Below are 22,792 nucleotides of genomic sequence, written 5' to 3'. Positions count from 1 at the left end.
CGGGCCGACGGCGCTGCGCGCCCCCGGCCCCCCGCCTGGGCCCACCCCCCCGGGCCGCCCTCCGAGTGTGAAAAGGCGGGTGAAGGCGACGGGTCAAGGGTGGCCGCCAGGCCATCGCGCAGCGACGCGACGAGGAACGAGGAGCGCCCTTGATGCGGCGCCGTAACCCGCCACACTCGGAGAGAGGGCGGCCAGCCACCAGAAACAAACGGGGACCCAGCAGCCCAAGACCCCAGGCCCCCACCCGCAAGGCCCTGTGCCGCCATCGCCGCCTCGCCCCCTCGTCGGCCGTTCCGTCCGTGCCTCGCCCCGCTGCCGCCCGGTCGACCGTCGCCCCTGCCGGCTCCTCCCGTTGCTGCCTGCCCGACCGTCGCCCCTGCCAGTCGCTCCCGCCGTTGCCCGGCCCCATGAGCCCCTGCTCGCGCCCCGCCGTACCCGCTTGGCCCGCCGTACCCGCCCTGCCGTCCCCGTGCGCCCGCAGGCCGTCCACCCCTGCCCCCACCCCTCCCCCCGCCCCGGTCACGTCCCCGTGGCGGTGCGCAGGGCCGTTCTGGCCAGGGTGGCGCCGGGGGAGTGGGTGGGGGGCGTGGGGGGTTCCGTGCGGCAGGGGCCGCACAGCTCCTCCTCGGCCAGTGGGCGGAACAGCATCGGCTGGACGTGCCGGGCCCCCGTGCACTCCCGCATCGCGGCGACCGTGGGCGGCGGAGGCGTGGCCGGGGCGGACGGTGGCGGGACCTCGCGGAGGATGTACCGCAGCAGGCCACCGGGGTGGTGCACCGGTTCGCCCCGTGCGGGCAGGGAGCGGGCGACGGCGCCGCGCAGCGACTCGGCCGAGTGGCCCGCCGCCAGCCAGCGGGCGGCAAGTGCGGCCAGTTCGGGGACCATCGCGCGGGGTGTCATCCGCAGTCGGGGGTCCAGGGAGGTCAGTTGCTCGACGGCCCGTCGCGCCTCGGGGGGCGCGGGAGGGTGGGAGGTGTTTCCTCCGGAGGTCTTCTTCGGATGACGGCCGACGGACCGGGCCATCGGCGCACCGGCGGCCGGGAGATCGGCCGTCGGAGGGACGGGCCCCGGAGGAACGGCCCCCGGAGGGGCGGGTGTCGGGCGAACGGTTCCCGCAGGGGCAGGCACAGGCGCGGGTGCGGAGGTCGGCAGGGGTGGATCGACGGGGAGCGGGAGGCCGGCGGTGTGGTCCGTCGGGGTTCCGTCGGTCGTGGGGTCCGCCGGTGTCGCTTCGCCCGGTCGGACCCTCCCGCCCTCCGGGGAGCGGACGAGTGCCGCCTCCGCCGGGCTCAGCGGCACGTTGGAGACGAGTTGCCGGGTGTGCCAGCGCCCCCGCTCGACCTGCTCGCGCCACTCGTGGACGTATCCCGTCGCCTTCAACTGGCCTTTGGCGCGCAGGAAGGCGAGCTTTCCGAGACCCGCCCGTCCGGCTGTTCGCGACAGCGGCTCGTCGACGCCGTCGGGCAGGGAGAGCTGCCAGGCCAGGAGGCGGACGGCGTCCGCGTTGAGGTGCGGATGGCGCAGGATCTCGTTCGGGATCTGACTGAAGCGCGCCGCCGGAGGGATAGCATGGCGAAGCATTCCGGGTGCCTCCAAGAGCACTCGAAGTGAAGGCCCTCGGCGCCGGCTGCAACCGGCTCGGGGGCCGCTTTGCGCTCACCGTACAGCAACTCCGGTAGTCGGACGGTCACTTCGTGTGACAGGCACCCTCCGTGGGGGGCGCGAGAAGGGCGCGCACGGGGAGCGGACGGCCCGGCGCGGACCCCAGGGCGCGGTCCGGGTCCGCGTACCCCCGCGCCGAGTCGGCGGCGCCGTCACCAGTCGCCTCCGTAACGCTGCCTCTTCGCCCGCAGCCATTCCTGGATCTCCCGCGTCTCGCCAGGTGAGGCGGCTCGGAGGTCGTCGACGCGGACGGTCGCGACGAAGTGCACGAAGCGCACCCGCCGGTGGGTGCCGTCGGAACCGATGACCTTGCCGGGGCCGTAGACGTCGGTGCCGGTGTGGGCGACGAAGCTGCCCGGGCCGTGAGGTGTGTCCATTGCGCGCCTTTCGCTCTGTGTGGGGAACCGGTCACACAGTGGCGTGGGTCACGTTACGCTCGGTAGGGGCTCGCGCGGCGACAACGCGACCGGCACACGGGGGGAGTTGGCCGCCGCACCCGGCCCACCCCCGCTTCGTCCCCGCCGCCTCGCCCCCGTCCCGCCCACTCGCCTCGCGCCCGTGGCGTCAGCGCAACAGCCACTCGCGGGTCAGCGCCATCACGTCCGCGCGGCTGTGGTCGCCGTGCTCGGCGGCGATGAGCCGGCTGCCGAGGCGCACCGAGAACGTGAGCATGCAGCGCACCTCGACATCGGCCTCGTCCGGGCAGAACGTGCGGAACTGGGTGCGCAGGTACTCCATGCGCCGGTTGTCGGCACGCCGCAGCCGCTCCGCGACCGCCTCGTCGCGCCGGGCCCAGTCGCGGATCGCGAGGTCGATCGCGATGCCCCGCATCGGCTCGTCGCCGGAGGTGGCGACGATCGTGAACAGCCGCTCCAGCTTGGCCCGGCCGTCGCCGCCGCCGCTCTCGACCTGCTCGATCACCGCCTCGGTGACGGCGCGTTCCCAGGTGTCGAGCATCTCGCCGAGCAGGGCGTCGCGGTTCGCGAAGTAGCCGTAGAAGCCGCCCTTGGTGACCCCGAGGGACTGCGCCAGCGGTTCGATCCGGACGGCCTCGGGACCGCCCGCGGCGAGGGCCCGCAGTCCCTCCTCGATCCACCTGCCGCGCGGCGTGCGGGTCGCGCCCATGATCCGTGTCTCCCCTCGGCCCGGCCGGCATCCCCGCGGCCGTCGCGGGGCCGGGTGCCGGCCCGCTGTCCGTACGGCATCGTATAGACGGAGTTCCTGTTCAGGAGGGTCCCCGGCCTCCCGCAATCGCCTGGACGGGCGCGGCCGCCGGCCCGCACACTGGGGCGCCGCGCGCTGCACAGCCGCCGGCAGGAGCGGCGCCCGCGGAGGCGGCCGGGACCCGAGGGGAACGAACAGCGTGGCGACGTACACCGCAGTGGACCAGATCGACGTGCCCGCGGTGGCCCGGGCCTACGGCATCGAGCCTCTGCGGCTCGTACCGCTCGCCGGTGGCGCGGCCAACTCCAGTTTCCGGCTCTCCACCGCCTCGGACGAGTACGTCCTCACCGTCCTGGACGACCACGACGCCGTGAGCGCCGGCCGACTCGCCGCCCGTACCCGGGCCCTGCGGCGGCTCGGTGTGCCCACCTGCACGGTCGTGCCGACCACCGACGGGTCCCTCGTCGCCTTCCCCGGTGAGCGGCCCGTGCTCCTCAAGGAGTGGATCGAGGGCGAGGTCCGCCGTCCGCTGCCGCTCGCGCTGCTGCCCGAGGCCGGCCGCGTTCTGGCGCGGCTGCACGCCCTGCCGGCCGGGGTGCCGGGGCTGGCGGACCTGCCGGTGGGCACGCGGCGGCTCACGCCGGATGACGAGGCGCTGATCTCCGGCTTCGCGGACCGGGAGTTCGCCGCGTGGACGGTCGGCCGGCTGGCTCGGGTGCGCGCCGGCGAGGCGGGCCGGGAGCGGATGCCCGTGATCGTGCACGGCGACCTCTTCGACGACAACGTCCTCGTCCGGGGCGACCGGCTCGCCTTCCTGGACTGGGAGACCGTGTCCCTCGACGATCCGCTGCTCGACCTCGGGATGGCGGCCGTCGGGCTGGCCCGGGTGGACGGCGCCCTGGACCCGGAGCGGCTGCGGGCCCTGCTCGACGGCTACCAGGAGACGGCGGCGCTCTCGGCGGAGGATCTCGCCCTGCTGCCGCTGGAGATCGTCCACGCGGCGCTGATCATCGCCTTCCACCGCTACCGGCGCCACACCGTGCACCGCCCGGACCCGGCCCTCGCCGACCACCACCGGGAGATGGTGGGCTTCGTCGCCTCGGTGGAGCGGGACCTCCGGGTTCTCTGAGCGCGCGCTCGACAGGCTCCCGCGAGGAGTGTCGGAGGCGTGGGGTTCAATGCGGTGCATGACCGAAGACTCCGCGGCCGACGGGAGCTTCACCGCGCTCGGCGAGGTGACCGCCCCCTCGGGCCTGCTCGTGCTGGGAATGGCCGGCTGGATCGACGGGTGGTCCCGGGTGGGCCGGCCCCTCGCCGAGCGCGCCGGTGAACTGCCCCCGACCGGCGGCCATCTCACGGGCCCGGACGAGGGCGAATCCGGCTCGGAGCACGGCGAGGCGATCGTCGTGCCCGCAGCGTCCGACCGGCCGCTGCCCGTCCGGGCCCTGACCTCCCCGTCGCCCTTCGACGACGAGCCGACGATCTCCGTCCTGGAGGTGGATCTCGGCCTGCCGTGGCCCGGGGAGCGCGCCCCCGCGCCGGTGGCGCTCGGGGACCTCCCCGTCGACCGGTGCGGGATGGTCCTCGCGGACGCCGTGGTTCTGGACTCGTTCGTCGGCATCGGCGGCGAGTCCGTCGACGGGCTGGCCGACCTCACCTACTGGGGCCTGTACGAGGACGAGGCGCACGCCGTCCTGGGCGGTGAACGGATCCCGCAGACGGCCTGGGGCGACGGCCCGCGCGGCTGGCTCGACCTGCCCCTGGCCGAGGCGCGGGAGCGCGAGGCCCGCCTCGCGACCTGGCTGGCGGAGGGGCCCGGCAAGGGGCTCGTGTGGTCGGTCGAACCGCACAACCACTTCCATCTGCTGCAGCGCGCCGCCTGGCCCCATCCCCTCCTGCAGGGGCTCATCGACCTGGACGGCCTCGCCGTGCTGGGCATCGGCTGGGACCCGGGCGACCACTCCATGCGGCACCGGGGGGAACGGGCCTACGGGCAGGTGTATCCGGCGACCCTCGAACCACGTGGCGGCGGCACGGTCCTGCGCTGGACGATCCCGCCCTGGCAGCCCGACGAGGACGAGGACGAGGTCGTGGACGGCGGGGTCTTCCGGGCGGACGGCGAGGGCTGAGCGCGCCGGCCGGCCCTGGCCGCCGTGACTTCGGGAGCGGGGAGGCCGTCGGTCCAGGAGCGCGCGGGTCAGTTCAGGAGTGCCCGGGCCGCCGCCGCGCGGTTGCGGATCGTGGCCGCCGCGCTCGGCTCCACCGCGGCCACCACCGAGGCGTACGCCTCCATCTCGGCCGCGCCCGTCAGGAACTCGCCGCGCTGCACCAGCAGCTCGGCGCGCTCGTAGCGCAGGCGGGCCGGGTGGGAGGGCAGGAGCAGGGACAGCTCCACCGCCCACAGCGCCGTCGCCGAGCGTTCCGGCCGGGGCGCCGCCCAGGCGCGGATGTTGTTCAGGACGCGCAGGACGATCTCCAGCGGGTTCGTGGGCCGCAGCATCGTGGGGTCGAGGTGTTCGCCCGTCGCGCCCGCCACCACCAGCTCGGCGTCGGCGCTCGTCATCGCCCGGCCGCCGGCGAACGGGTCGGCGAGGACCTGCTCCGCGGGGTCGCCGAAGCCGATCACGAAGTGACCGGGCAGACCGAGGCCGTAGACCGGCGCCCCGGCCCGGCGGGCGACCTCCATCCAGACCACCGACAGCAGGATCGGCAGGCCCCGGCGCCGCCGCAGGACCTCGTGCAGCAGCGAGGACTCCAGCCGCTGGTAGTCGGCCGGGACGCCCTGGAAGCCCTCGCGGCGGCCGAGCAGCTCTCCGAGTGCCGTACGCCAGGCGTCGGCGCCGTGGACGCCGTACGGCAGGAGTCCGGCCAGCCGGTCCAGTTCGATCTCCGCCGCGTCCAGGTCGTGCCGTGTCACCGCAGGGTCCGCCACCGCGCCGACGAGCAGGCAGAGCCGGGCGAGGTCCGGACGCCGTGCCCGGGCCTCCTCCGCGAACTCCTGCCGCCAGTCCGTCACGCCTCCGCCGATCCGTGGTGCCGGTAGTGGTGGTAGTGGTGGTGGACCGCGAAGCCCATCACCTCGTACAGCGCCCGGGCGCCGTCGTTGTCCGTCTCCACCTGGAGCCAGGCCGCCGACGCGCCCTCGTCGAGCGCCCGTCGCGCGAGTGCCGTCATGACCGCCTTGGCCAGGCCCCGGCGCCGGTACGCGGGGTCGACCTCCACCGCCATGAAGCCGGCCCAGCGGCCGTCGACCACACAGCGCCCGATCGCCGCCGGTATGTCTCCCGTGCCCGCTATCGAGGCGAACCACACACGCGGGCCGCTTCCCAGCACCTTCAGCACGTGCGGTCCGGGCTCGCCCGAGCGCTGGTAGCGCCGGAGCCACGGCTCGTCCACCGAGCCGGACAGGCGGACCTCGGAGACGTCCGCGTCCAGGTCGCCGACCGCCGCGAGACCGCCGGTCCGCACCTCCGCCGAGACCTCCCGGCGCCAGCCGCGCCGCTCCAGCTCCGCGCAGAGAAGCTCCTGGGTGCCCTCGGCGCCGGTCGCCGGCTGCACGTACGCCGGCAGATCGCGGGCCGCGTACCAGGACCGCACCCGGGTGAGCGCCTCGTCGAGCGGGAGGCCGGGATCGCCGAGCGGCAGGACCGAGTTGGCGCGCCGGGTGAAGCCGGCCGACGCGCGCAGCGTCCACTCGCCGAGCGGTTCGCTCTCCACCGGCTCCCAGGCGCGCGCGGTCACCCGGGCCAGCTCCTCGAAGGAGGCGGCGGGGCCGCGCCGACGGGCCGGGGCGGCGGGGACGACCTTGCCCGCGACCAGGGCGGATTCCGCGATCCGGACGCTCTCACCGGTCCGGCGTGTGATCAGCAGCACACCGGTGTCCCACGATGTGAGAACGCCGACCGCGTCGGTGAACTTCGCGCCGGGTGCGGACGAGTCCGTCACGTACCGAACCGAGACGCGTTTTCCCACGTCAGAGTGGGTGATTCGCACCTCAAGGCGCCCTCCCGCGGTGAATTCCACAGCTTCTCCGCCCCTCCTGTTCGGATCGTCCCCAAGAACGGAGATACTAGGGGCGGGCATCGACGACGCCGCGCTCCCGCGCAGACCAGCCCTATCGAGGAGGAACGACAGCGTGACCTACGTCATCGCGCAGCCTTGTGTCGACGTCAAGGACAAGGCATGCATCGAGGAGTGCCCCGTCGACTGCATCTACGAGGGCTCTCGGTCCTTGTACATCCACCCGGACGAATGCGTCGACTGTGGTGCCTGTGAGCCGGTCTGCCCGGTCGAGGCCATCTTCTACGAGGACGACACCCCGGAGGAGTGGAAGGACTACTACAAGGCGAACGTCGAGTTCTTCGACGAGCTCGGTTCGCCCGGTGGTGCCTCCAAGCTCGGCCTGATCGAGCGCGACCACCCCTTCATCGCCGCTCTGCCGCCGCAGAACGGCTGATCGAACCGCCCTCGGTCCCGTACGGCCTCGCCCGCTGTACGGGACCGACGCGTTTGCCCGGCGGGTCTCCGCGACACGCCCGCCCCGCGCGTCACCCCGTACGTACGAGGAAGTGAGCCAACCCGTGAGCGCAGTCTCTTCGCGCCTGCCCGTCTTCCCCTGGGACCGCCTGGAGCCGTACAAGAAGACGGCGGCCGCCCACCCGGACGGCATCGTGGACCTGTCCGTCGGCACCCCGGTCGACCCGGTGCCGGAGCTGATCCGGCAGGCGCTGGTCGCGGCGGCCGACTCGCCGGGCTATCCCACGGTGTGGGGCACCACCGAGCTGCGCGACGCGCTCACGGGGTGGTGCGAGCGACGCCTGGGCGCGGTCGGCTTCACCCACCGCAACGTCCTGCCGGTCGTCGGTTCCAAGGAGCTGGTGGCCTGGCTGCCGACCCAGCTCGGTCTCGGCGCCGGGGACCGCGTGGCCTACCCGCGGCTGGCCTACCCGACGTACGAGGTCGGCGCACGGCTCTGCGGGGCCGAGCCGGTCGTGTACGACGACCCGACCGAACTCGACCCGGCCGGGCTCAAGCTGCTGTGGCTCAACTCCCCGTCCAACCCCACGGGCCGGGTCCTGGACAAGGACGAGCTGACCCGGATCGTGGCCTGGGCGCGTGAGCACGGCGTGCTGGTCTTCTCCGACGAGTGCTACCTGGAGCTGGGCTGGGAGGCCGAGCCGGTCTCCGTGCTGCACCCGGACGTCTGCGGCGGCTCGTACGAGGGCATCGTCGCCGTCCACTCGCTCTCCAAGCGCTCCAACCTGGCCGGCTACCGTGCCGCCTTCGTCGCGGGCGACGAGGCCGTCCTCGCGGAGCTGCTGCTCATCCGCAAGCACGGCGGCATGATGACGTCCTCCCCGGTGCAGGCCGCGACGGTCGCCGCGCTCGGCGACGACGGGCACGTGGCCGAGCAGCGCGAGCGCTACGCGGCGCGCCGGGCGGCCCTGCGGACGGCCCTGGAGGCGCACGGCTTCCGGATCGAGCACAGTGAGGCCAGCCTCTACCTGTGGGCGACCCGGGACGAGCCGTGCTGGGGCACGGTGGCGTACCTGGCACAGCTGGGCATCCTGGTCGCGCCCGGCGAGTTCTACGGGACGGCGGGGGAGCGCTTCGTGCGCGTGGCCTTCACCGCCACCGACGAGCGGGTCGAGGCGGCGGTCAAGCGCCTCGGCTGACGGCCGGCCGACACGCGGGAGGGCCCGGGAGCATCCGCTCCCGGGCCCTCCCGCGTTCCGGTCCGGTCAGCCGCCGATCGGCAGCCCGCCGCCCAGCGGCAGGCCCTTGGTGGGCAGACCGCCGAGCGCGCCCGCGGCCGGGCCCTCGGCGCTCTCGGTGGCGGCGCCCGCGGTCCTGCCGAGCACGTCGCCTGCCTTGCCGGCGGTGTCGACGGTCTTGCCCGCGGCCGGGACCGCCTTGCCGACGGCCTTGCTGCCGGTGCCGCCGGCGACACCGGTCGCGGTCTGCGAGGCGCTGTCGACGGTGCCGCCGAGACCGGCGCTGTCGAGGGTGGAGATGGGCAGGGCGCCGGTCGGCGCGAGGTTGTGGTCCATGGCGCTCGCGGAGCCGGCCGCACCGACCACGGGGGCTGCTCCGGCCGCGATGAGCAGGGCGGCGCGGGCGATCCGACGGGTCAGGGGGAGGGACATGGTGCTCCTTCGACGAGGGGACGTTTGCTTGTCCGGCGTTCGGACGCAGTGACAACCGGCCGGGGGGAGGGAGAGGTTGCGGCGACCGAAGGTAAAGAGTTGGTCATGCGTCGTATTGTCGGGTGGGGAGGAAAACGGGCGAACAAGCCATTGCGACAACACCTGGCGAACCGTCACTTCCCTTACTGGGCAACGGAATTGACCTCAGATGGCCATCCCGTCGACGGGGCGTGCGAACCGTCGTCGAATTCCCCGTGCGGAAGGGCGGCGAGTGCCTCGGCCGAGTGAATTCCCGGACGGATGCGCGACCGGTGTGCGAATCGCGTGGCGTGCGGAGAGGGCCGCCGGAAAACGCGGACCACCGCGGGCGGCCGGCGCACGCGCCGGATTCACGGACGGCCGGATTCACGACGGCCGGGTGCCTCGGCGGCGCGCCGGGTCCACGACGGACGTCCCTCCGCGGCGTGTCGGAGTGGGGACGGGGCCTGGGGCCGGCGTGCCGGGGATCGGGCCGGTGCGGGGACGGCCGGGTGCGGGCTCGGGGCCCGGCGGGGGCGTCCGCCGTGGCGGGGGCGGCCGGGTCCTACCGGGCGAGCCGGATGCGGACGGTGCCGGCGTCCCCGGCGGTCGCGGTCCGCGCCTTCGCCCACGCGCCCGCCGCGTCACCCGCGCGCCAGACCCGGTCCGCGAACGCGACCTCCTCGATGCGTAGCGCCTCGGCCCGCGCCACCGCCCAGTGCGCGACCTCCCAGCCCCGCTGCGCCTCCGTGCCGGTGGTCGCCCGGACCGGCACGGAGATCACGGCGTCGCCGCCGCCCGCGTGCGCACCGGCGCTGCCGGCGCCGCCCGTGACCGCCTTCGGGGCGATCCGGGGGCCGAAGTCGCGCAGCAGTTCCGCCCGCAGCTTCGCCGGATCGCCCGCCCGCGCCTCCTGCGTCCCGCCGGGCGTGCCCGTCCGGCAGGACAGGGTGGCGGGCGACCGGCCGGTCAGCGCGGCCGCCAGCAGCGCCGCGTCCGGCTCGTGCTTCGCGTACGCCTGCGGGAAGCCGCTGCGCTGCACCTTCTGCGCCGCCACGGTCAGCGGCAGCCGTGAATAGCCCGGGACCTTGGCCAGCCCGTCGTAGAACTTCCCCGAGGAGTAGACCGGGTCCAGGATCTGCTCGGGTGTGCCCCAGCCCTGCGAGGGGCGCTGCTGGAACAGGCCCAGCGAATCGCGGTCGCCGTGCCGGATGTTGCGCAGCGCCGACTCCTGGAGCGCCGTCGCGAGCGCGATGGTGACCGCGCGCTCCGGCATGCCGCGGGTGGTGCCGACGGCGGAGATGGTGGCGGCGTTCGACGCCTGCTCCGGCGTGAACTCGTAGACGGTCCCGCCGCTGCCGACGGTGCACTGGGGCGTGCCCATGCTGCCGGTGACCTGGTGGACGGCGACGTACGCGGCCAGCCCGAGCAGCGCGGCGAAGGCCGCGGCGAAGCGGGCGGGGCGACCGCGCCGGCTTCGGCTGCGGTCTCGACCGGGGAGGGAGGCGGACTCGGACACGGGGCCCACCGTACTGGAGGCCGGGTTAGGGTCGGCACATGGCTGACCACGCTCCCCTGGACCTCACGATGGACGGGCCCGCGCTCACCGCCGCGCTCGTCGACTTCCCCTCCGTCAGCGGGAGCGAGGAGCCCCTCGCCGACGCGATCGAGCAGGCGCTGCGTCTCCTGCCGCACCTCACGGTCGAGCGCCACGGGAACAACGTCGTCGCCCGCACCCACCTCGGCCACGCCGAGCGGGTCGTCCTGGCCGGCCACATCGACACCGTGCCGATCGCCGACAACGTGCCCTCGCGGCTCGACGGCAACGGCGTCCTGTGGGGCTGCGGCACCTCCGACATGAAGTCCGGCGTCGCGGTCCAGCTGCGCATCGCCGCCACCGTCCCCGAGCCCAACCGCGACCTCACCTTCGTCTTCTACGACAACGAGGAGGTCGCCGCGCACCTCAACGGCCTCGGCAAGGTCGCGGAGGCCCACCCCGACTGGCTGGAGGGCGACTTCGCGATCCTGCTGGAAGGGTCCAACGCCGAGGTCGAGGGCGGCTGCCAGGGCACCCTGCGGGTCCTGCTGCACACGGAGGGCGAGCGGGCCCACTCCGCGCGCTCCTGGATGGGCTCCAACGCCATCCACGCCGCCGCCCCGATCCTCGCCCGGCTGGCCTCCTACGAGCCGCGCAGGCCGGTCATCGACGGCCTGGAGTACCACGAGGGCCTCAACGCGGTGCGGATCGAGGGCGGCGTCGCCAACAACGTCATCCCCGACGCCTGCACCGTCGTCGTGAACTTCCGCTACGCCCCCGACCGCACCATGGAGGACGCGGAGGCCCACGTCCGCGAGGTGTTCGCCGACTGCGGGGTCACCGAGTTCGTGGTCGACGACCACTCCGCCGGCGCCCTGCCCGGTCTCTCCCACCCGGCCGCCGCGGCCTTCATGAAGGCGGTCGGCGGCAGCGCGCTGCCCAAGTTCGGCTGGACGGACGTGGCCCGCTTCAGCGCCCTCGGCGTGCCCGCCGTGAACTACGGCCCCGGTGACCCGCTGTACGCGCACAAGCGCGACGAGCACGTCGTGGTGGACCGGATCCACCAGTGCGAGGCACGTCTCCGCGACTGGCTCACTGACGGACAGGCGTAATTTCGCTTTTTGTCACGTCTCTGGACCTACCCTGACCGGACTGGAAGATCGATCGTCGGATCGATGGATCGTCGGTGGAGGGAGCAGGCCATGGGTATCCCCGAGGGAGCGGCCAAGCCGGAGGAGCAGCGGCTGGGGCCGGTGCTCAGGCGGCGGGACCAGGTTCAGCCGGGCACCACGGATCAGCGTCTGCTGGACACCGAGGGCGACTCGGAGTGGGTGCACACCGACCCCTGGCGGGTCATGCGCATCCAGTCCGAGTTCGTCGAGGGCTTCGGCGCCCTCGCCGAACTGCCGAGCGCGATCAGCGTCTTCGGTTCGGCCCGCACCAAGCCCGACTCGCCCGAGTACGAGGCCGGCGTGCGGCTCGGCCGCGCCCTGGTCGAGGCGGGCTTCGCGGTCATCACGGGCGGTGGCCCGGGTGCGATGGAGGCGGCCAACAAGGGCGCCCGGGAGGCCAAGGGCATCTCGGTGGGCCTCGGGATCGAGCTTCCCTTCGAGCAGGGGCTCAACCCGCACGTCGACATCGGCGTGAACTTCCGCTACTTCTTCGTCCGCAAGACGATGTTCGTGAAGTACGCGCAGGGCTTCGTGGTCCTGCCGGGGGGCCTCGGCACCCTGGACGAGCTGTTCGAGGCGCTGACCCTCGTCCAGACGCGCAAGGTGACCCGCTTCCCGATCGTGCTCTTCGGCACGGAGTACTGGCGGGGCCTGGTCGACTGGCTCCGCGACTCGGTGGTCGCGGGCGGCAAGGCCTCGGAGCGGGACCTGCTGCTGTTCCACGTGACGGACGACGTGGACGAGGCCGTGGCGCTGGTGACCAAGGAGGTCAACCGCTAGGGCCTGTCTTCAAAGGAGCGCCGGTAGGGCCAGATCGACAAGGCGCCCCCTGGGCCCTGTCGGGGATGTCATGCGGGGCGTCGGGCGGCTTCCGCCCGGCGCCCCGCGGCGTTCCCGGCAGGACAGCCCCTATGCCAGGCCGCGGCGCGCCACCGCGGGCGGCCGGTGGCCGGCGATGGAGGCCACCATGTCGAGGACCTGCCGGGTCTCGGCCACCTCGTGGACGCGGTACACCTGTGCGCCGAGCCAGGCCGAGACCGCGGTCGTCGCGAGCGTGCCCAGCACCCGCTCCTTCACCGGTCGGTCGAGGGTCTCCCCGACGAAGTCCTTGTTGGACAGGGACACCAGCACCGGCCACCCCGTGTCGGCCATCTCGCCGAGCCGGCGGGTCGCCTCCAGGCTGTGCCGGGTGTTCTTCCCGAAGTCGTGACCCGGATCGATCATGATCCCGTCCCGGCGTACGCCCAGCGAGACCGCCCGCTCGGCCAGCCCGACCGTCACCTCCAGGATGTCGGCCATCACGTCCTCGTACACGACCCGGTGCGGCCGGGTCCGGGGCTCCGCGCCGCCCGCGTGGGTGCACACGAGCCCGGCGCCGTAGCGGGCGGCGACCTCCGCGAGTGCCGGGTCCACGCCGCCCCACGCGTCGTTCAGGACGTCCGCGCCGGCCTCGCAGACCGCCTCCCCGACGTCGGCGCGCCAGGTGTCCACGCTGATGACGACGTCCGGATGCCGGCGCCGTACCTCCGCGACGAATCCGACCGTGCGGCGCGCCTCCTCCTCGGCGGTCACCTCCTCGCCGGGGCCCGCCTTGACCCCGCCGATGTCGACGATCGCGGCGCCCTCGGCGACCGCCTGCTCGACGCGGGCGAGCGCGGGCTCGTCGCGGAAGGTGGCGCCCTGGTCGTAGAAGGAGTCCGGGGTCCGGTTCACGATCGCCATGATCACCGGCTCGTGCGGCCCGAATTCACGCCGTCCCAAGCGCAGCATCCCTTTTGTCCTCCCTCGCGTCCGTTCGCCTGCGACCCTAGCTGTCGGTGGCACGTGGCACGATCGGCACGGGACGTTTTCCACTCCTGGAAGAGGCGCGCTGGTGTTCTGGTTCTTGCTGATCGCGATGGTGGTGGTCGTGGCCGCGGTCACGCTGGCGGTGGTCGGCGGTGGTGACAGCGAGGTGCTGCCGGAGGCGGCGCCCGAGCAGTTGATCGACCCCCTGCCGGCGACGCGCCGGGTCGAGCAGGCGGACGTCGAGGCGCTCCGGCTGCCCGTCGCGGTCCGGGGCTACCGGATGGCCGACGTGGACGACGTCCTCGGCCGGCTGGGTGCGGAGCTCGCCGAGCGCGACGAGCAGATCGCGGAGCTCCGGGCGGAGCTCGCCGGCGCGGCGGGCCGGCCCGCCGGGGACACCGGACCCACCGGGAGCGGACCCTCGCTGCGCAAGGACGAGGGCCGATGACCGGCGCGGCCGTGCCGGGACCCGACGGCGGGCTGCGCTGCCCGTGGGGCCTGTCGACCGAGGACTACGTCGCCTACCACGACGAGGAGTGGGGGCGCCCGGTCCACGGGGACGACGCCCTGTTCGAGCGGTTGTGCCTGGAGGCCTTCCAGTCGGGACTGTCCTGGATCACGATCCTGCGGCGCCGCGAGGGCTTCCGGAAGGCGTTCGCGGACTTCGAGATCGCCCGGGTGGCCCGGTTCACGGAGGCCGACCGCGAGCGGCTGCTCGCCGACGAGGGGATCATCCGCAACCGTGCGAAGGTCGATGCCACGATGGCCAACGCCCGGGTGCTCGCGGAGTGGGAGCCGGGTGAACTGGACACGCTGATCTGGTCCTTCGCCCCCGACGCGGCGACCCGTCCGGCGCCGGTGACCACGGCCGACGTGCCGGCGGTCACCGACGAGTCCACGGCGCTCTCCAAGGCCCTGAAGAAGCGGGGTCTGCGCTTCATCGGCCCGACGACGGCCTACGCGCTGATGCAGGCGTGCGGGCTGGTCGACGACCACCTCCGGGACTGCGTGTCCCGCGGCGCCTGATCGCACCCGATCGCGAGGAAGCCCCGACCCGGGTGTTCGGGACGGGGCTTCCTCGTGCTTCCGAGAGGGGTCAGCGCCCCACGTACTTCGGCTTCTCCTTCGAGAGGAACGCCTGGACCGCGATCGTGTGGTCCTCGGAGGCCCCGGCCCGGGTCTGGGCCTCGTCCTCCTTCTCCAGCGTCTCGGCCAGCGAGTGGTCCGCCCCGTAGGCCAGGGACTCCTTCAGCGCCGCGTACGCCACCGTCGGGCCCTCCGCCAGGGCGCGTGCCACCTTCGCGGCCTCCTCGGCCAGGTCGGCGGCCGGCACGAGCCGGTTCACGATGCCCAGCTCGTACGCCTCCTGCGCGGTGATCGAACGGGGGAAGAGCAGCAGGTCCGACGCCCGGCTCGCGCCGATGAGGCGCGGCAGCGTCCAGGACATGCCCGAGTCGGCGGTCAGGGCGACTCCCGCGAACGAGGTGTTGAAGGCGGCCGTGTCGGCCACCACCCGGTAGTCCGCCGCCAGGGCGAAGCCGAAGCCCGCCCCCGCCGCCACGCCGTTGACGCCCGCCACGACCGGCTTCGCCATGCCCGTCAGCGCCCGGACGATGGGGTTGTAGTGGTCCCGGACGGTGTTCATGGTGTGCTGCGTCCCGGACTCCTTGTCCGAGATCAGGAGCCCCACGTGCTCCTTGAGGTCCTGGCCCACGCAGAAGGCCCGGTCGCCCGCCGCCGTCAGCAGCACCGCCCGTACGGCCGGGTCCGCCGCCGCAGCCTCCACCGCGTCCCGCAGCGCGACCTTCGCCTCGACGTTCATCGCGTTCATGGCCTCGGGCCGGTTGAGCGTGATCGTGGCGAGTCCGTCGCTCACTTCGTACAGCACGGTGTCGGCCATCACGGCTTCCCTTCGCGTCTTTGCGTCGTTGACCCGCTCAGCATGGCGGACATCACCCCCCGCGCACATGTGACCTGCATCAAAGGGCGGCGGCGAAGTATCGCAGGACGATCGCCGAAATGGACGGTTTTGCGAAAGCGCGTTGCGGAAGCGATGCAGTCCGATGTTGGTCATCGGGTCCTGTGATGCGGGATAATGACCTGGAAGCAATGTGTTCGATGCCGGTGACGTGTGTCCCTCTTCAGGGGCCGTCGGCTGACGATGAGCTGGTTTCAGGAAGGGGAACGAGCATGGCGGCCATGAAGCCGCGGACGGGCGACGGCCCGCTCGAGGTGACCAAGGAGGGGCGGGGCATCGTCATGCGCGTTCCGCTCGAAGGCGGCGGTCGGCTTGTCGTCGAGCTGACGCCGGACGAGGCCGAAGCCCTCGGCGACGCCCTGAAGCAGGTAGTCGGCTGACGCGACAAACCCGGTTTTCCGCTTCTGCCCCGGCACGGTGAGCACCGCGCCGGGGCAGAGGTGTTCCCGGGGCCGGCGCGGGCCGCGGCGGGCCCGTACGGCCGGGTGAGGGGCGCTCAGCCCCGGCGTACCGCGCACAGCAGGCCGTCGCCCACGGGCAGCAGCGACGGCAGCAGCTCCTGGCTCTCGCGCACCGCGCGGAGCAGCTCCCGGATCTTGAGGACCTCCGCCGGCTGCGCCGCGGAGTCGACCGTGCGGCCGTCCGCGAAGACGCCCTCGAAGCAGACCAGACCCCCAGGTCGGAGCAGGCGCAACGATTCAGCGAGATAGTCCAGGGACTCCAGCGGGTCCCCGTCGCAGAAGACGAGGTCGTAGCCGCCGTCCGCGAGTCGCGGCAGCACGTCCAGGGCGCGCCCGGGGATGAACCGGGCCCGGTTCCCGGCGAAACCGGCGGCGCGGAAGGCCGTCTTCGCGAACTGCTGGCGCTCCGGCTCCAGGTCCACGGTCGTCAGGACGCCGTCCGGCCGCATCCCGTACAGCAGATAGATGCCGGACACGCCCGTGCCGGTACCGATCTCCGCCACGGCTTTCGCGTCGGCCGTGGCGGCCAGCAGGCGCAGAGCGGCGCCGGTGCCCGGTGACACCGAGGGCAGCGCTGCCTCCCGGGCCCGGTCACGGGCCCAACGCAGCGCTTCGTCCTCGGCGACAAAGGCGTCGGCGAACGCCCAGCTCGTCTGCCGGTTGGCGGTAATGGCCCTCTCCTGTCCCCTTAGTTGGCGCAACGGTGACTGTATCCGCTGCGCACGGGAACCCGCAGATGGGACCGGGCGTTCAGAGAGGGTGTGGGACGACACGCGGCGGTGGCCGAGGCCGGCCCCAAATTCGCGTAAAGATTCTTATCCGGAGCTAACGGGCGAGGTGGCTATGGTAGGGGCTCCACTGGACACCACCAGAGCCGACAGGGGAGGTGCGGCTGCGCCTGGGGATCGGGGAGGAGTGCTTCGGCGTCTTCTCAGGTCGGCGGGTGAGCCGAAATCCGTGACCGACACCGCTGACCGAATCCACACCACCGACGCCGCACCCACCACCGCGACCTTCGCATCGGATGCCGAATCGCAGGTGTGGACTCCGCCCACCTGGGAGGAGATCGTCAGCACGCACAGCGGCCGGGTCTATCGCCTCGCCTACCGGCTGACAGGAAACCAGCACGACGCCGAGGACCTCACCCAGGAGGTCTTCGTCCGCGTCTTCCGCTCGCTGTCGACGTACACGCCGGGCACCTTCGAGGGCTGGCTGCACCGCATCACCACCAACCTCTTCCTGGACATGGTCCGCCGCAAGCAGCGGATCCGCTTCGACGCGCTCGGCGACGACGCGGCCGAGCGGCTGCCCAGCCGCGAGCCCTCGCCGCAGCAGGTGTTCAACGACACCCACTTCGACGCCGACGTCCAGCAGGCCCTCGACACCCTCGCGCCCGAGTTCCGGGCCGCGGTCGTGCTCTGCGACATCGAAGGACTCTCGTACGAGGAGATCGCCGCGACGCTCGGCGTGAAGCTCGGCACGGTCCGTAGCCGTATCCACCGCGGACGCTCGCACCTGCGCAAGGCGCTGAAGCACCGCTCTCCCGAGGCCCGGGCGGAGCGTGGGCTCGCGGCCGTCGGCTGGGAGGGCGGAACGGCGTGACCGGAACCAGCCCTGTCGGCCCGACCCCCGCGGAGCACCACCTCGGGGACCGGCTTGCCGCCCTCGTGGACGGCGAACTCGGCCACGACGCCCGTGATCGGGTCCTCGCCCACCTCGCGACCTGCGCCAAATGCAAGGCGGAGGCCGACGCCCAGCGCACGCTGAAGAGCGTCTTCGCCTCCACCGCGCCTCCTCCGCCCTCGGAAGGGCTCCTCGCCCGCCTCCAGGGGCTGCCCGGGGGACCGGGCGATCCGGGGGGTGACTACCGCCGGGGGGGACCTTTCGACGGCCTCTTCGAGATGAGCGGCGGCGTCGGCGCGGTGAGGTCCGACGGCTTCGCCACGGCCTCACCCGTCTCCCCGCACTCCGGCTTCCGCATCCACGCGGTGAGCGGCCGGCCCGAGCAGGACCGCTCCGCCGGCCGCGGACGCCGCTTCGCCTTCGTGGCGGCCAGCGCGGTCTCCTTCGCCGCCATCGCGCTCGGCGGCGCCCTTCCGCTGGAAGCGAGCGTGAACGCGGGCGCCCGCGGCGACGGCACGGGCAACAACGTGACCCCGCTGCGCTCCGCGGCCACCGGCACCGGCACTCCCGCGGGCACGGGCACGGCGACGAACGTGGGCACGCCCACCGGGCGCGGAGCACGGTGGGGCGAGCGCGCGGGCGAGCGGTCCGGCCCGGCGACCCTGGCCACGGCGGGCGGTGTCACGTCGACGCCCGGCACGGTCGTCACGGGTCCGCTGGTCCCGGGAGCCGCGACGCCCACGTCCGCGCTGCCCGTGGTCTCCCTTCAGCGTCAGGTTCCGGCCACCCGGTCGCTGACGGAGGTCTCCCCGTTCATACGGCCCTCGGGCACGGCCCTGCACCTGACGTTCGGGCCCGGGCTCGGAGCGCCGAGCAGCTCGCCGTCCGCCCCCGTCCCGGCCTCCCTCGGCACCCCCAGCCCCTCACCGAACACGCTCACCGCCCACCGCTGACCGCGGACCTGGTTGAATCCCCCGCAGGGGCGCTCCGACACAGGGGCGCGGACAGGTCAGCTGTGGCGGGGAGAGCATGAACGACGGGAAGCCCACCGACCGGAAGCCGAAGTGGTGGAGCCGGCCGGCGAGTACGCCGCTGCCGGCGCCGCACCGGCCGGTCGCGTACGAGGCGGCGGACCCGGCCGCGGGCGAGGGTGACTTCACCCTCGCCGCGCCCGCGGCCCCGCAGACCACGGGAACGGCCCCGGAGGCCGCGACGGCGCAGGACCCCTCGGTGCCTGCGGGTCCCCCGCAGGCCGCCGACACCACCGACATCGGTGTCACCGGCATCGCCGTCGCCGACGGCGCGGAGACGGCGGAGCTGCCCGTCACCCCGTCCGTACCGCAGCAGGCCCGGCCGCTGCACGAGCCCGACGAGTACCGGACCCCGCCGTACGGCGGTCCCGGGCCGTGGGCGCCCGCCCCGCCCGTGCAGCATCCGGTCGCCTCCGCGGCCCACGGCGCACCCGCCCCGCCGCACCAGCCGCACGCACCCGCCCCCCAGGCGCCGCAGCAGCAGACGCAGCCGTTGCCGCACGGCCCCGCTCCGCACGCACCCGCGCCCCTGCCGGCGCCGCAGCAGACGCCCGCGCAATGGGTGCAGTACGACCCCTGGACCTCGCACGGAGCCCCGCTCAGCGTCGTCGCCGAACCGCAGGCCAAGCCCCGCCGACGCAGCCGCGGCCTGGCGCTCGCCGGCGTCCTGGCCTTCGCCCTCGTCACCGGCGTCCTCGGCGGCGTGATCGGCTCCTACGTCGAGCGCAACGGCGGCCTCACCACCATCGAGCTGCCGCAGGCCGGATCCGGGGACACCGTGCGCGCTCCCGAGAGCGTCGCCGGGATCGCCGCCAGCGCCCTGCCCAGCGTCGTCACCATCCACGTCAGCGGCGGCGGCTCCTCCGGCACCGGCACCGGCTTCGTCCTCGACACCCGCGGCCACATCCTGACCAACAACCACGTGGTCGACGCGGCCTCCTCCGCCGGCGACATCTCGGTCACCTTCAGCAGCGGCGAGACCTCGAGCGCGAAGCTCATCGGCAAGGACACCGGCTACGACCTGGCCGTCGTCCAGGTCACCGGCGTCTCGAACCTCAAGCCGCTGCCGCTCGGGAACTCCGACGACGTCCGGGTCGGCGATCCGGTCGTCGCCATCGGCGCGCCCTTCGACCTCCAGAACACCGTCACCTCGGGCATCATCAGCGCCAAGGAGCGCCCGATCACCGCCGGCGGCGAGAAGGGCGACGGCAGCGACGTCAGCTATGTCGACGCCCTCCAGACCGACGCCCCGATAAACCCGGGCAACTCGGGCGGCCCGCTGGTCGACTCCCGGGCCCGGGTCATCGGCATCAACAGCGCCATCCGGGCCGCCGACAGCGGTACGGGCGGCGAGGGAGGCCAGGCCGGCTCGATCGGCCTCGGCTTCGCCATCCCGATCAACCAGGGCAAGCGCGTGGCCGAGGAGCTCATCAACACCGGCAAGGCGACCCACCCCGTCATCGGTGTGAGCCTCGACATGCAGTTCAGCGGCGACGGCGCCCGGGTCGGCGAGAAGGGCAAGGACGGCTCCGCCTCGATCACCCCGGGCGGCCCCGCCGCCAAGGCCGGCATCCGCCCCGGAGACGTCATCACCAAGGTCGACGGCCAGCGGGTCCACAACGGCGAGGAGCTGATCGTGAAGATCCGCGCCCACCGTCCGGGCGACAAGCTGGAGCTGACCGTGGTCCGCGCCGGCAAAGAGCAGACCAAGACGTTGACGCTCGGTTCCTCCCAGGGCACCTGAGCGCCATTCCGCGGACGCCACGAGGTACCCGCCCGGCAGTTTCGGCGGGTACCGTGGAGCGGGCCCCGGACCCCGCGTGAGGAGCAGCAAGGTGTTCAACGACCTAGGCATACTCGAGCTCGTGACGCTCGTGGTCCTCGCCGTGCTCATCTTCGGTCCGGACAAGCTGCCGAAGGTCATCCAGGACGTCTCGGGCTTCATCCGCAAGATCCGGGACTTCTCCGAGAGCGCGAAGCAGGACATCCGCACCGAGCTCGGTCCGGAGTTCAAGGACTTCGAGTTCGAGGACCTCAATCCGAAGACCTTCCTGCGCAAGCAGCTGGAGGGCAACGAGGACCTCAGGGAACTCAAGGACCTGCGCGGCAGCTTCGACCTCAAGAAGGAGATGAACGACGTCGCCGACGCGGTGCACGGCCGCGAGTCGGCGTCGTCCTCCGTACCCGCGGCGGTCAACGGTTCGGCCGCTCCCGACCTGCTGAAGAAGCAGGACAAGCCGGCCGGCGACGACCGCCCGCCGTACGACTCCGACGCGACCTGACACCACGGGGTGCGACCCGGTGGCTATCCTCCATCTGTTGTCCGCCGACGCGGGCATGACGGATCGAGGAGGCGGCCGAGATGGAGACGACGAGTCGGGTGGACGGGGGTCCAGCGTCCCGGCGCACGGCCGAGGGCTATCTGGCGGCGTCCTTCGCCTGGTACGGCCTTGACGACGCGTTCGCCGGAGCGCGCTGGCTGATGCAGGTCGGCACGGCGGCGGACGGTACCGTCCAGCACGGATCGATGGGGCACGGCGACGAGCCGTCGATAAAGTCCGACGCGAGCGGCGCCGAGAAGGAGCGCTTCGCGGTCGTCGTGACGGTCGCCGCGAGCCCGGTACGGCGCACGGGCGACGGCACGGGGGTGCTGGACGCCACCACGGTCTCCTCCGCGGCCTGGCTGGCCGGCTCGGGCCTGCTCGCCTACACGTGGCCGGCGCAGCTGGACCACGGTCTGCGCAACGACTGGCTGGACCAGCAGACGGAGACCGCGTTCGAGCTGGCGGACGACCTCGACGGGCCGGAGTGGTCGACCCTGTCGCTGCCGGTCGACGGCGTGCCGATGCCCTTCCACTACCGGGAGTCCGAGTTCGGCTGGGTGCTCGCGGGCGCCACGCAGGCCGGTGTCCACCTCGGCGCGTACGGCCGCGGGATGAGCGCCTACGGTCTCGGGTTCTCCGCGGTCAAGGACCTCGACGCGTACGCCTGACGGCCACGCGACACGGCGAAGGGCGCCCCCGAAGGGGCGCCCTTCGCCGTGTGACGGGTCAGAACTTGTTGCGCGGGGTGATGCCCAGGCTCATGCCCGACAGGCCCCTCGCCCGGCCGCCGAGCTTGCCGGCGATGGCACGGAGGGCGGCGCCCGCCGGGGACTCGGGGTCGGTCAGCACGACCGGCCTGCCCTCGTCGCCGCCTTCGCGCAGGCGGACGTCGATCGGGATCGAGCCGAGGACCGGGACCGTGGCGCCCGTGGTCTTCGTCAGGCCGTCGGCGACCTTCTGGCCACCGCCCGTGCCGAACACGTCGACCATCTCGTCGCAGTGCGGGCACGGCAGCCCGGACATGTTCTCGACCACGCCGACGATCTTCTGGTGGGTCTGGACCGCGATGGATCCGGCCCGCTCGGCCACCTCGGCCGCCGCCTGCTGCGGGGTCGTCACGACCAGGATCTCCGCGTTCGGCACCAGCTGGGCCACCGAGATCGCGATGTCGCCGGTACCCGGGGGCAGGTCGAGGAGCAGCACGTCGAGGTCGCCCCAGTACACGTCGGCGAGGAACTGCTGCAGCGCGCGGTGGAGCATCGGGCCGCGCCAGACGACCGGCGCGTTGCCCGGGGTGAACATGCCGATGGAGATGACCTTCACGCCGTTCGCGGACGGCGGCATGATCATGTTCTCGACCTGCGTCGGACGGCCGTCCGCGCCCAGCATGCGCGGCACGCTGTGGCCGTAGATGTCGGCGTCGACCACGCCGACCTTCAGCCCGTCGGCGGCCATCGCGGCCGCGAGGTTGACCGTCACGGAGGACTTGCCGACGCCGCCCTTGCCGGAGGCGACCGCGTACACCCGGGTCAGCGAGCCGGGCTTGGCGAACGGCACCTCGCGCTCGGCGGTGGTGCCGCGCAGGGCGGTGGCCAGTTCCTTGCGCTGCTCGTCGCTCATCACGTCGAGCGAGACGTCGACACCGGTGACACCTTCGACCCGGGAGACGGCGTCCGTGACGCGCTGGGTGATCGTGTCGCGCATCGGGCAGCCGGAGACGGTGAGATAGACCGTGACGGCGACCCTGCCGTCGGATCCGATCTCCACCGACTTCACCATGCCGAGTTCGGTGATCGGTTTGTTGATCTCGGGGTCGTTCACCGTCGCCAGTGCTTCACGCACCGCGTCTTCCGTAGCCATACCGACGATGGTACGGCGCCGACCACCG

25 protein-coding genes are annotated in these 22,792 nt (G+C 73.3%); 14 read left to right on the top strand and 11 right to left on the bottom strand.

Features of this window, described 5'->3' with window-relative positions:
- Positions 1–519: 519 nt before the first annotated feature.
- The 3 genes from ACGFZF_RS27290 to ACGFZF_RS27280 form a co-directional block, all read right to left on the bottom strand.
- On the bottom strand, positions 520–1,581 hold the full coding sequence (locus ACGFZF_RS27290; protein ID WP_393558290.1) for a hypothetical protein: 1,062 nt from the start codon (positions 1,579–1,581) through the stop codon (positions 520–522).
- A 233-nt stretch (positions 1,582–1,814) separates the two neighbouring features.
- Positions 1,815–2,039, bottom strand: coding sequence for a hypothetical protein (locus ACGFZF_RS27285; RefSeq protein ID WP_393558288.1), 225 nt, complete (start codon positions 2,037–2,039; stop codon positions 1,815–1,817).
- A gap of 187 nt (positions 2,040–2,226) precedes the next feature.
- Positions 2,227–2,787, bottom strand: a complete 561-nt coding sequence (locus ACGFZF_RS27280; protein WP_393558286.1) for a TetR/AcrR family transcriptional regulator — start codon at positions 2,785–2,787, stop codon at positions 2,227–2,229.
- Between the two features lie 238 nt (positions 2,788–3,025).
- Between ACGFZF_RS27280 and ACGFZF_RS27275 the strand changes: the two genes are divergently transcribed.
- Entirely contained in the window at positions 3,026–3,955 is a 930-nt protein-coding gene (locus ACGFZF_RS27275) for a phosphotransferase (RefSeq protein ID WP_393558284.1), read from the top strand.
- 58 nt (positions 3,956–4,013) lie between these two features.
- Entirely contained in the window at positions 4,014–4,955 is a 942-nt protein-coding gene (locus tag ACGFZF_RS27270) for a hypothetical protein (protein ID WP_393558282.1), read from the top strand.
- Between the two features lie 68 nt (positions 4,956–5,023).
- Here the strand turns inward: ACGFZF_RS27270 and ACGFZF_RS27265 are convergent, their stop codons facing one another.
- Together ACGFZF_RS27265 and ACGFZF_RS27260 are read right to left on the bottom strand one after the other, a co-directional pair.
- The gene (locus tag ACGFZF_RS27265) at positions 5,024–5,842 is read right to left on the bottom strand and encodes a tetratricopeptide repeat protein (RefSeq protein WP_393558280.1); all 819 of its coding nucleotides are present in this window, start codon (positions 5,840–5,842) and stop codon (positions 5,024–5,026) included.
- Positions 5,839–6,849, bottom strand: a complete 1,011-nt coding sequence (locus ACGFZF_RS27260) for a GNAT family N-acetyltransferase (protein WP_393558278.1) — start codon at positions 6,847–6,849, stop codon at positions 5,839–5,841. The genes ACGFZF_RS27265 and ACGFZF_RS27260 overlap by 4 nt, the downstream gene beginning before the upstream one ends.
- Positions 6,850–6,961: 112 nt before the next feature.
- Between ACGFZF_RS27260 and fdxA the strand changes: the two genes are divergently transcribed.
- The gene (fdxA, locus tag ACGFZF_RS27255; RefSeq protein ID WP_003985062.1) at positions 6,962–7,282 is read left to right on the top strand and encodes a ferredoxin; all 321 of its coding nucleotides are present in this window, start codon (positions 6,962–6,964) and stop codon (positions 7,280–7,282) included.
- Between the two features lie 124 nt (positions 7,283–7,406).
- Positions 7,407–8,501: a bifunctional succinyldiaminopimelate transaminase/glutamate-prephenate aminotransferase gene (locus ACGFZF_RS27250; protein ID WP_393558276.1), complete on the top strand. Its 1,095-nt coding sequence runs from the start codon at positions 7,407–7,409 to the stop codon at positions 8,499–8,501.
- Positions 8,502–8,567: 66 nt separating this feature from the next.
- Here the strand turns inward: ACGFZF_RS27250 and ACGFZF_RS27245 are convergent, their stop codons facing one another.
- Positions 8,568–8,972: an ATP-binding protein gene (locus tag ACGFZF_RS27245; protein ID WP_393558274.1), complete on the bottom strand. Its 405-nt coding sequence runs from the start codon at positions 8,970–8,972 to the stop codon at positions 8,568–8,570.
- 583 nt (positions 8,973–9,555) lie between these two features.
- Positions 9,556–10,518, bottom strand: coding sequence for a hypothetical protein (locus tag ACGFZF_RS27240; RefSeq protein WP_393558272.1), 963 nt, complete (start codon positions 10,516–10,518; stop codon positions 9,556–9,558).
- 29 nt (positions 10,519–10,547) lie between these two features.
- On the opposite strand from ACGFZF_RS27240, the gene dapE reads away from it, so the two are divergent.
- Positions 10,548–11,639: a succinyl-diaminopimelate desuccinylase gene (dapE, locus tag ACGFZF_RS27235; protein ID WP_393558270.1), complete on the top strand. Its 1,092-nt coding sequence runs from the start codon at positions 10,548–10,550 to the stop codon at positions 11,637–11,639.
- 90 nt (positions 11,640–11,729) lie between these two features.
- Entirely contained in the window at positions 11,730–12,479 is a 750-nt protein-coding gene (locus ACGFZF_RS27230; RefSeq protein ID WP_393558268.1) for a TIGR00730 family Rossman fold protein, read from the top strand.
- 129 nt (positions 12,480–12,608) lie between these two features.
- Here ACGFZF_RS27230 and folP read toward each other — a convergent pair whose 3' ends face one another.
- The gene (gene folP / locus ACGFZF_RS27225) at positions 12,609–13,469 is read right to left on the bottom strand and encodes a dihydropteroate synthase (RefSeq protein ID WP_393558266.1); all 861 of its coding nucleotides are present in this window, start codon (positions 13,467–13,469) and stop codon (positions 12,609–12,611) included.
- A 103-nt stretch (positions 13,470–13,572) separates the two neighbouring features.
- Between folP and ACGFZF_RS27220 the strand changes: the two genes are divergently transcribed.
- Together ACGFZF_RS27220 and ACGFZF_RS27215 are read left to right on the top strand one after the other, a co-directional pair.
- Positions 13,573–13,935, top strand: a complete 363-nt coding sequence (locus ACGFZF_RS27220; RefSeq protein ID WP_393558264.1) for a DivIVA domain-containing protein — start codon at positions 13,573–13,575, stop codon at positions 13,933–13,935.
- Positions 13,932–14,513, top strand: a complete 582-nt coding sequence (locus ACGFZF_RS27215; protein WP_393558262.1) for a DNA-3-methyladenine glycosylase I — start codon at positions 13,932–13,934, stop codon at positions 14,511–14,513. Before ACGFZF_RS27220 ends, ACGFZF_RS27215 begins: the two co-directional genes overlap by 4 nt.
- A gap of 70 nt (positions 14,514–14,583) precedes the next feature.
- Here the strand turns inward: ACGFZF_RS27215 and ACGFZF_RS27210 are convergent, their stop codons facing one another.
- Positions 14,584–15,387 carry an enoyl-CoA hydratase/isomerase family protein gene (locus ACGFZF_RS27210; protein WP_393558260.1) on the bottom strand — a complete coding sequence of 268 codons (804 nt, stop codon included), beginning with the start codon at positions 15,385–15,387 and terminating at the stop codon, positions 14,584–14,586.
- A gap of 290 nt (positions 15,388–15,677) precedes the next feature.
- On the opposite strand from ACGFZF_RS27210, the gene ACGFZF_RS27205 reads away from it, so the two are divergent.
- Positions 15,678–15,845: a DUF3117 domain-containing protein gene (locus tag ACGFZF_RS27205; RefSeq protein WP_006346801.1), complete on the top strand. Its 168-nt coding sequence runs from the start codon at positions 15,678–15,680 to the stop codon at positions 15,843–15,845.
- Positions 15,846–15,961: 116 nt separating this feature from the next.
- Here the strand turns inward: ACGFZF_RS27205 and ACGFZF_RS27200 are convergent, their stop codons facing one another.
- Positions 15,962–16,627: an O-methyltransferase gene (locus ACGFZF_RS27200; protein ID WP_147981079.1), complete on the bottom strand. Its 666-nt coding sequence runs from the start codon at positions 16,625–16,627 to the stop codon at positions 15,962–15,964.
- A 142-nt stretch (positions 16,628–16,769) separates the two neighbouring features.
- Here ACGFZF_RS27200 and sigE point away from each other — a divergent pair, with 142 nt between their 5' ends.
- The 5 genes from sigE (at position 16,770) to ACGFZF_RS27175 (ending at position 21,572) form a co-directional block, all read left to right on the top strand.
- Positions 16,770–17,528: an RNA polymerase sigma factor SigE gene (gene sigE / locus ACGFZF_RS27195; protein ID WP_393558257.1), complete on the top strand. Its 759-nt coding sequence runs from the start codon at positions 16,770–16,772 to the stop codon at positions 17,526–17,528.
- On the top strand, positions 17,525–18,502 hold the full coding sequence (locus ACGFZF_RS27190; RefSeq protein WP_393558255.1) for an anti-sigma factor family protein: 978 nt from the start codon (positions 17,525–17,527) through the stop codon (positions 18,500–18,502). The genes sigE and ACGFZF_RS27190 overlap by 4 nt, the downstream gene beginning before the upstream one ends.
- Positions 18,503–18,578: 76 nt before the next feature.
- Complete coding sequence (locus ACGFZF_RS27185; protein ID WP_393558253.1) at positions 18,579–20,324, top strand: trypsin-like peptidase domain-containing protein; 1,746 nt, start codon at positions 18,579–18,581, stop codon at positions 20,322–20,324.
- Positions 20,325–20,415: 91 nt separating this feature from the next.
- Entirely contained in the window at positions 20,416–20,862 is a 447-nt protein-coding gene (locus ACGFZF_RS27180) for a sec-independent translocase (RefSeq protein ID WP_393558251.1), read from the top strand.
- Between the two features lie 80 nt (positions 20,863–20,942).
- Positions 20,943–21,572, top strand: a complete 630-nt coding sequence (locus tag ACGFZF_RS27175) for a hypothetical protein (protein ID WP_356606558.1) — start codon at positions 20,943–20,945, stop codon at positions 21,570–21,572.
- A 58-nt stretch (positions 21,573–21,630) separates the two neighbouring features.
- On the opposite strand, the gene ACGFZF_RS27170 is transcribed toward ACGFZF_RS27175, so the two are convergent.
- Positions 21,631–22,764, bottom strand: coding sequence for an Mrp/NBP35 family ATP-binding protein (locus tag ACGFZF_RS27170; protein WP_393558249.1), 1,134 nt, complete (start codon positions 22,762–22,764; stop codon positions 21,631–21,633).
- Between the last annotated feature and the right edge of the window lie 28 nt (positions 22,765–22,792).

The sequence above is a fragment of the Streptomyces sp. NPDC048338 genome (assembly GCF_043201055.1).
Classification (GTDB): domain Bacteria; phylum Actinomycetota; class Actinomycetes; order Streptomycetales; family Streptomycetaceae; genus Streptomyces.
The sequence above is the reverse complement of the archived record's forward strand: the minus strand, read 5'-3'. Positions and strand labels throughout refer to the sequence as shown.